This window comes from Acinetobacter sp. P8-3-8 (genome assembly GCF_000214135.1).
GTDB lineage: Bacteria > Pseudomonadota > Gammaproteobacteria > Pseudomonadales > Moraxellaceae > Acinetobacter.
The window spans coordinates 1-8,845 of sequence record NZ_AFIE01000082.1; the positions used below are offsets into that span (position 1 = coordinate 1).

At 36.2% G+C, this 8,845-nt stretch carries 7 protein-coding genes and 1 pseudogene; all 8 read left to right on the forward strand.

Annotated features, from left to right (window positions below; all coding sequences use genetic code 11):
* Nucleotides 1–220: 220 nt before the first annotated feature.
* The 8 genes and pseudogenes from GGG_RS0117800 (at nucleotide 221) to GGG_RS0117835 (ending at nucleotide 8,825) form a co-directional block, all read left to right on the forward strand.
* A complete protein-coding gene (locus tag GGG_RS0117800) occupies nucleotides 221–784 on the forward strand; it encodes a DUF4256 domain-containing protein (RefSeq protein WP_010117419.1) in 564 nt (187 codons plus the stop codon).
* 138 nt (nucleotides 785–922) lie between these two features.
* Nucleotides 923–2,071, forward strand: coding sequence for a PQQ-dependent sugar dehydrogenase (locus GGG_RS0117805; protein WP_010117421.1), 1,149 nt, complete (start codon nucleotides 923–925; stop codon nucleotides 2,069–2,071).
* A gap of 333 nt (nucleotides 2,072–2,404) precedes the next feature.
* Nucleotides 2,405–2,681 (forward strand): annotated as a pseudogene (locus tag GGG_RS20010) (tautomerase family protein).
* 8 nt (nucleotides 2,682–2,689) lie between these two features.
* On the forward strand, nucleotides 2,690–3,172 hold the full coding sequence (locus GGG_RS0117815; protein ID WP_010117426.1) for a GNAT family N-acetyltransferase: 483 nt from the start codon (nucleotides 2,690–2,692) through the stop codon (nucleotides 3,170–3,172).
* Nucleotides 3,173–3,213: 41 nt separating this feature from the next.
* On the forward strand, nucleotides 3,214–3,597 hold the full coding sequence (locus tag GGG_RS20015; RefSeq protein ID WP_010117428.1) for an NUDIX domain-containing protein: 384 nt from the start codon (nucleotides 3,214–3,216) through the stop codon (nucleotides 3,595–3,597).
* A 303-nt stretch (nucleotides 3,598–3,900) separates the two neighbouring features.
* Nucleotides 3,901–5,121 (forward strand): MFS transporter, encoded by a 1,221-nt coding sequence (locus tag GGG_RS0117825; protein WP_010117430.1) that lies wholly within the window; start codon nucleotides 3,901–3,903, stop codon nucleotides 5,119–5,121.
* 291 nt (nucleotides 5,122–5,412) lie between these two features.
* Entirely contained in the window at nucleotides 5,413–7,821 is a 2,409-nt protein-coding gene (locus GGG_RS0117830; protein ID WP_010117432.1) for a YgiQ family radical SAM protein, read from the forward strand.
* 470 nt (nucleotides 7,822–8,291) lie between these two features.
* Nucleotides 8,292–8,825, forward strand: a complete 534-nt coding sequence (locus tag GGG_RS0117835; protein ID WP_227500512.1) for a DUF2726 domain-containing protein — start codon at nucleotides 8,292–8,294, stop codon at nucleotides 8,823–8,825.
* The last annotated feature ends 20 nt before the right edge of the window (nucleotides 8,826–8,845 follow it).

Here is an 8,845-nt window from a genome sequence, read left to right on the forward strand (position 1 = left end):
ATGTCTGTTTTTAAGATGTCTAGAATTATATGAGGTGTTTTTTTATGTCTGTTTTAAGATGTCTAGAATTATATAAAAAGAATTAAAAAATCGAGATCCTATTTATGGTTCGGTTTTCAAAAATATTTTCAAACCTTTTTATAATGTTTAGATTCAAAATAAAACACAAATTTGGTGTATATAGGCTACATTTTATTTGAATGCATATGAAGATTGAATAATGAACAAATTTAAGGCCTTATCATCACAAGAAAGTAAGCAGTTATTCACGATATTAAAAAGTAGATTTGAACAGAACATGAATCGTCATCCAAATTTAAATTGGAGTGCTATTGAAGAAAAATTAATACATAACCCCGAAAAGTTGTGGTCATTAAGTCAAATGGAAGATACAGGCGGAGAACCTGATATCGTTTTATTTGATACTGGAAATACTGAAATTGTATTTTATGATTGTGCGATTGAGACACCGAAATGGCGTAGAAGCTTTTGTTATGATCGAGAAGCTTTAAATGCACGTAAAGAAAATAAGCCAGCAGATAATGTGATTGATATTGCTCAATCTATGGGGGTGGAACTATTAACAGAGCAGCAATATCGATATTTACAAACTATTTTTAATTTTGATTTAAAAACATCTAGTTGGATTAAAACACCTGAGACTATACGCCAACAAGGTGGAGCTTTATTTTGCGATTATCGTTATGGTCAGGTTTTTACTTATCATAATGGTGCTCAATCTTATTATGCATCACGAGGTTTTAGAGCATTATTAGAAGTTTAATTTTTAGGTATTTAAGCAATAACTAAACAATATATCGTTCAAAAATCATGATGTTTTGTTACCAATTGGATGAACGATTCATTTTGTAGGAATGTTATTTTAAATAAAGATGATGAATAAGATAAAAGAGAAGAAAATATGCAAAGAAATTTAGTAAATATATTCGGCTTTTCTCTGGTTTTGAGTAGTCTATTGTTAAGTGCGTGTAATGCACAAAGCAAGGATTCAAGTTCGCCAGTGAAAGTTTCAGATATTAAACAAGGTTATCAAATCGTACAAATAGCAACGTTTGATGAGCCATGGGCAATGGCACGACTTGCTGATGGTCGATTATTGATTACAGAGAAGAAAGGTCAGGTAAAATTATTTAATCCTTTGACTAAACAAAGTATTGATATCTCGGGGATTCCTAAAGTTGCCTATGGCGGGCAAGGTGGATTAGGCGATATTGTATTACATCCTAAATTTGAAAAGAATAAATTGGTTTACTTGAGCTACGCAGAAGCTGGCAAAGGAGGCTATGGTGCAGTTGTCATACGTGGTGAACTTGATTTACTTGATCCACATCCAAAACTTAAAAATATAAGCAGAATTTGGGAGCAAGTGCCTAAAGTTTCGGGTCAAGGGCATTATTCACATCGTATTTTATTTGGTCAAGATGGCAAGTTATGGATCAGTTCAGGTGAACGACAAAAGTTTGAACCTGCTCAAGATATGCAATCAAATTTAGGCAAAATTTTAAGATTAAATGATGATGGCACTGCTGCGGAGGGTAATCCATTTACGCATCAAGGTGAGATTGCCAAACAAGTGTGGTCTTTAGGGCATAGAAATCCTTTGGGTATTGCATTTGATGCGCAAGGTAAATTGTGGGATGTTGAAATGGGACCACGAGGTGGGGATGAACTAAACATCGTAATTCGTGGTGAAAACTATGGTTATCCACTTGTTTCTAATGGTGATCATTATAATGGCTTACCCATTCCAGATCATGATACTCGCCCCGAATTTAAAGCACCTGAAATCAGTTGGACACCTGTTATTTCTCCATCGAGCTTGATTTTTTATCAAGGTCAACTGTTTCCTCAATGGTCCAATAAGGCACTGATTGGTGGTTTATCCTCAAAATCAATTGTTGTGGTTGATACTACACAGAATCCTGTAGTAGAAGTTCAACGTTTAGATATGAAACACCGAATTCGTGATTTAGAGGTTGCACATGATGGTAGTCTTTGGGTATTTGAAGATGGAAAAGATGCACATTTATTAAAATTATTACCTAAGTAGTGAGATAGAACTCAGTCTAAAAGTAAATTAAGATCAATAGTTAAGCATAAAAAAGCCCCGATATCCTGTCGGGGCTTCTTCGTATCTATTCATTATTGTAGTGAACTGCCTGTTGACTACTTTATGCGTCCATCTATTTTGTGCATTGCTTATTTATCATTGTTGTTATTCTTGGTTATTTGAAACGTCCTGTTTCTTTATGTAACTATAGTATCGATTTTACGAAACTCAGAACAGCTGCAAAACGCCTCATCATGTGTACGTTATGGCGTACAAAGAAGTATAGATAGTATGCTAATCTTTTGATTTACAATTAAATGTATGAGAATAAAAATGCCAGCAGTTCAAATTGAAGTCAGGCAACACTATGATTTGGAAATAGAATTAGCACTCATGGACGCTGTTCATTCTGCTTTGGTGGAAGCGTTTAAGATTCCACAACATGATCGAAATATTCGTCTATTTGTTCATGAACCACATCACTTTCTCTGTCCAACGGATAAATCACAGCCAGAATATTTTACTTCGAGAAATTCCCATAGAGAATTGGGGTATACAGGGTGGTCAGGCTGCTTGTGATGTGAGTTTAGGCTTTAGTATTGGAGTATAGGAAATTTTATGAAAAATATAATTCAATATCAATGGATTGGAATACAGCATGTAACTGAAATTAATAAACTTGCTATTTGTCTAACTCATGAAATCATTGAACGGACAGGCGTAAAGCATTTTGATATAGACGTAGCGCATAGTGAAGTATTATGTCGAAATTTTATAGAACAAGAGAAATATTATGTACTTGCTGCATTCAAAGACCAAGAAGTGATTGGATTTGGCGCTTTGTGTGAAAGCTATGCTTTATATGCAGAAGGGGCTTTTGGTATTTTGCAGGAATTTTTTGTGTTGCCTGAATACCGGAGTCAAAATATTGGTCAAGCTTTAATTCAGCAAATTCAATATTTTGCAGAATCTAAACAATGGAAGCGAATCGAACTATGTACCCCTCCTTTACCTGAGTTTGATAGAACAGTCGTGTTTTATCAGCAAAACGGGTTTGAAAGAACAGGAGGATATAAAATGAAATGGGTGATTACTCCATGAGTAAGTTTTAATATGATCATTCAAAAGTTGTACCTGTCATATTGAGAACATGGAATGAACGATTACAGATTTTAGTATTTAGGCATCCACTTGCAGGCATTCAAATAGTCAAAGGGACTGTAGAACAAGATGAGTCTTTAGAAAAGGCAGCTTTAAGAGAATTGTTTGAAGAATCTGGAATAGACAATGCATCAATTGAAAAGTTTATTGGCGTTTATTCTCCGCAACAATCGGGAGCTGATTGGTATGTATTTTTGTGCCAGAGCGATGAAGAACTTCCTGAAGAATGGGTACATGACTGTACAGATGATGGTGGATTAAACTTCGCATTCTTCTGGCATGCTTTATTTTCGCCGCCAACCGAGGAATGGCATATGATCTTTCAGGATTTATTGAAGTTTATACAAAGCAAGTTAAGTGCTTGACTTAGTATTGTCATAAATGAGATCTGAAAATGTTATCTAAGAATGAAAAATTCACGTACTAAAAAAGCTCAACAACTAAAGATTGAGGGCTCATTTAGCTTACATATTTTTGTAAATGCTATCTCGTCTACCAATATCTAGACGTAATGCAAAACAGGCAAATAATAATGAAATCATTCAAATTAGATTGCCTTATAATTTGTATTAAATTTTCATATTGTGAGATTATGGCTATTAATTTTTGCTTTGGCTTTTATCAAATGATCAAAACAGGCGTATACTGAGCAGACATAAGGAGTGATTATGTCTGACGTACCTGAGTCCATGTCCTATATTGAATATGGCACTAAACCTTTTATTGCAATTTTATTGTCGTTATTTTTAGCAGGTTTTGCTGTATTTTCATCACTTTACTGTGTACAACCGATGATGCCATTTTTGGCAAAATTCTTTCATGTCACACCGACGCATAGTAGTTTTCCACTGTCATTTTCAACCATTGCTTTGGCCTTAGGCTTATTGTTTGCAGGGCTTATTTCAGATCGTTTTGGTCGTAAGCCAATCATGGTGATTTCTTTATTTTCCACAGCAACATTATTGTTAATCAGCGCTTTTTTACCCTATTGGGAAGTTTTTCTTGCCACACGAATGATGGTTGGATTGGCTGTAAGTGGGGTTGCTTCGGTTGCAATGACCTATATTGGTGAAGAAATTGCGCAAAAAGATATTGGCTTTGCAATGGGGCTGTATATCTCTGGTACTGCCATTGGCGGAATGAGTGGTCGTTTAATCGCTGGGGTTTTACTGGATTATATTTCTTGGCAAACAGCAACGATGATTATTGGTATTCTTAATTTATTGATTGCCATCGTTTTTTATATTGCCTTACCTGCATCAAAACATTTCAAAGCCTATCCAATTCAATTCTCACGCTTTATTGAATCCTTTAAAAAGAATCTCGCAGACCCAAAACTTCGTTTGTTATTTCTGGAAGGTTTTATTTTAATGGGATGTTTTGTGACTGTGTTTAATTACATGAGTTATCATCTTTTAGACAAACCTTTTGAATTATCACAAACATGGATTGGTTTGATTTCAATTGCTTATTTATCAGGTATTTATAGTTCGCCTCGTGCTGCGAGTTGGAGTCAAAAATTTGGTCGAGATAAAGTACTTGCTGCCATGTTTTTAACCATGATTTTGGGCTTATGGATCATGTTACTTCCATCACTTTGGTTGATATTGATCGGTTTATTAATTTTCACGTTCTCATTCTTTGCTGCGCATTCGACTTCAAGTAGTTGGGTTTCTGTACAGTCCTTACAATATCGTGCAGTAGGTTCTTCGCTTTATCTATTTTGTTATTACCTCGGTTCAAGCTTTCTTGGAAGTGCAAATGGTTTGGTGTGGGAAAGTTATGGTTGGTTTGGTTTAACGATTACCCTTACTTTGATTCTTTGTATCGGATTTTTGATCGCCTTGAAACTCAGTAAAATCTCAAATAAAGCATCATTGAATGTGTAGATTGAATGATTACATTTACAGACCATGAAAATATTTTTATTCAATTGAACTGCATGTTTCATTTCACTGGATTATGCCGACTTTGATTATCTTTCATATGATTCATCAAGCTTTTAAGATATGAGAAGTGATTAATTTCAATCAATTTATATCGAAGAATAAGCATTAATTTACATGTTTCTGTTTTTGATTGTTTTTTAATCAAGCATGATGAATGAAATTCATGGTAAAATGATCGGCTTTCATCTTAGATCTCTCCCGATCGCCAACTGCCATTCGAGATAATTCGCCATGTCGACCGCTTATACTGCTCAAACCGCGCCTACAGCGTTGTTTGATTATGACAAATATTGGGCATCGTGCTTTGAACCAGCACCATTTTTGCCAATGTCACGTGAAGAAATGGATTTACTCGGTTGGGACAGTTGTGACTTCATTCTCGTTTGTGGTGATGCTTATATTGACCATCCATCATTTTGTTCAGGGATTATCGGACGTACATTAGAGGCTCAGGGCTTCCGTGTCGGAATTATTGCGCAACCCGATTGGACGTCTGCTGAGGCATTTAAAGTCTTAGGCAAACCCAATATTGCTTGGGGTGTAACGGCAGGTAACATGGATTCGATGATCAACCGTTATACGGCTGACCGTAAGATTCGTTCAGATGATGCCTATTCACCTGATAATTTACCGAATAAACGTCCAGACCGTGCAGCAACAGTCTACTGTCAGCGTTGTCGTGAAGCATTTCCAGATGTTCCAGTTCTTTTAGGTGGTATCGAAGCTTCTTTGCGTCGTATCGCACATTATGACTATTGGTCAGACAAAGTACGTCGTTCAGTATTGATGGATTCTAAAGCTGATTTACTGATGTACGGCAATGGTGAGCGTTCGATTGTCGAAGTGATGCATCGTCTTGCCAAAGGTCAAAAAATTCACGAAATTACCGATGTTCGTGGTACTGCATTTATTATCAATAAAAATAATCGTGCGTCTAAAGCGCAGTTTGTAGAAATTGCATCAAATGATGTCGATAGCATTGGTCGTGTTGATCCGATCATCAATCCTTATGTGATGACTGAGGATTTGGATGGTTGTGAAATTGAGCAGGGCAAAGGCAATTCACTTACGCAATATCAAAATTTCCAAAAAGAAATGGTTGCTAATCCAATTATCCGTGAAGGCGATGATTTGGATGAAAATACCCAAATTGTTCAATTACAACCTGCTTCAAAAGCCATTAAACATAAATTACCACCACGTGAGTTGGCGGTGATTCGTTTGCCTGCATTTGAAGAAATTGCGGATGATCCAGTTTTATATGCACATGCCAATCGTATTTTGCATCTTGAAACCAATCCGGGAAATGCACGTGCATTGGTGCAAAAGCATGGCGAACGTGATGTATGGCTAAATGCTCCACCGATTCCATTGACCACTGAAGAAATGGACTATGTGTTTGATTTGCCTTATGCACGTCTACCACATCCTGCTTATGGCGATGCACGTTTCCCTGCATTTGATATGATCAAATTCTCTGTCAATATCATGCGTGGTTGTTTTGGTGGTTGTACGTTCTGTTCAATTACAGAACATGAAGGGCGTATTATTCAAAACCGTTCTGAAGAATCAATTTTACGTGAAGTTGAAAAGATTCGTGATACTGCACCGGGTTTTACAGGGATCATCTCTGACTTAGGTGGCCCAACTGCAAATATGTACCGTTTGCATTGTAAAGACCCTGAAATTGAAAAAAATTGTCGTAAACCATCATGTGTTTATCCGAGTGTTTGTCAAAACTTACATACAGATCATGCACCATTAACACAGTTATATCGTAAAGCACGTGAACTCAAAGGCATTAAAAAGATCCTCATTGGTTCAGGCTTACGCTATGACTTGGCTGTACTCAACCCTGAATATGTGAAGGAATTGGTTCAGCATCATGTCGGTGGTTATTTAAAAATCGCACCTGAGCATACCGAAAAAGGTCCATTGTCTAAGATGATGAAACCGGGAATCGGGACGTATGATCGTTTCAAGCAAATGTTTGATCGTTTCAGTAAAGAAGCAGGTAAAGAACAGTATTTAATTCCGTACTTTATCGCAGCGCATCCGGGCACGACTGAATATGACATGATGAATTTGGCGATTTGGTTGAAAAAGAATGGCTTCCGTGCCGATCAGGTACAGACTTTCTATCCATCGCCAATGGCAACTGCGACCACCATGTATCACACAGGTAAAAACCCATTAGCCAAAGTGGCGCGTTATACTGAAGATGTTGATATTGTGAAAGGTGAGAAGCGTCGTCGTCTGCATAAAGCTTTCTTACGTTATCATGATCCAAACAATTGGCCATTATTACGTGAAGCTTTAAAAGAAATGGGGCGCCAAGATTTAATTGGTAATTCAAAACAGCATTTGATTCCAACCTATCAGCCTGCGGGAACAACTGAAGGTCAGTACCAGTCTGCACGTAAGAAAAACTCGACAGTGGATGGTGATTCGCAGAAACGTAATGGTGATCATCGTAATCAACAAGCGAAAAATCAATCTCGTCCATCGAATACGAAAAAGCGTCCTGAACGTGGTCAGATTTTGACACAACATACAGGATTGCCACCACGTGAAACAGGTGATAAAAAACCGTTTGGTGGCAATAGCAAAGGGAAGTCTAAGCCAAAGAATCGGGCTTAGTTTTTGAAATGAGAGAGGATGCGTAAGCATCCTTTTTTTCTATAAAAATCAATCTTTGAGTTAAAAACAAACAAATCTGTGGATAACTTTTTTAGAACTGTGGGTAAAATTTTGAATAAAAATCGAACAAAAGTCGTATAAATTGTTAGACAATAATGTTGTAATTTTATCGGATTAAGTTGTATTTAAAAATGAAAATGAGTATAACAATAATTAAAACCTATTCATTTATTACTTATGATAAGTGAATAAAATAAAGCTATGATTCAATTTATAATTAAAACTGAGACTTAAGTCACATTGATGTTTTTGAAGTGAAATTTTAAGTCAAGATTTATAAGTGTTGTGTTGCAGTTCGTAGTGATTTTATCAAAGTGTTTGAACCAAAGGTATTAATTCATATATTAATATTACTGGGAAAAATAAACGGTCTAGAAACCGAATTATAAGAAAGGAAAGAGGACATGGATATGATGATTATTATAAGTATTTTCATCGTCGCTGTCGTAATCGTCATCGTTTATAAAGGACTAACGAATAAACGATTGAGTGATAGCGCATTAAGACAAAGAGCTGTCTTTAATTCGATTGAGCAATTAACCTTTATTCGTCTTAAAGAAATCTTATCTGAAGCTAATATTTTGGCACATGTGTCATTTGACGCATTAATAACAACCAAATTTCAACATACCCGTAGTAAATATCAAAAGATGTTTGCTGATTTTGTGATTTTAGACAAAGATTATCGTGTAATCGCCATCGTGGCTTTAGATGACCAGACATCGACAAAGCGTGCGAATGAAGCAAAATATCAAGAAGCCTTATTACAATCTGCGGGTTATCGTGTGATTCGTTATAGTCATGTTCCTGAATATCAACAAATCAGAGATAACTTTTTAATTGAATTTTCTGACATCAAGTATGCAAAACAAGAGCAGTTTGCAGACTTGGGAAAGCTTGAACAGTACCATAATCAGGTCTCAAGACAGCGTGTTTATGGCTAAGCAAAGCAACCAATAAAAAA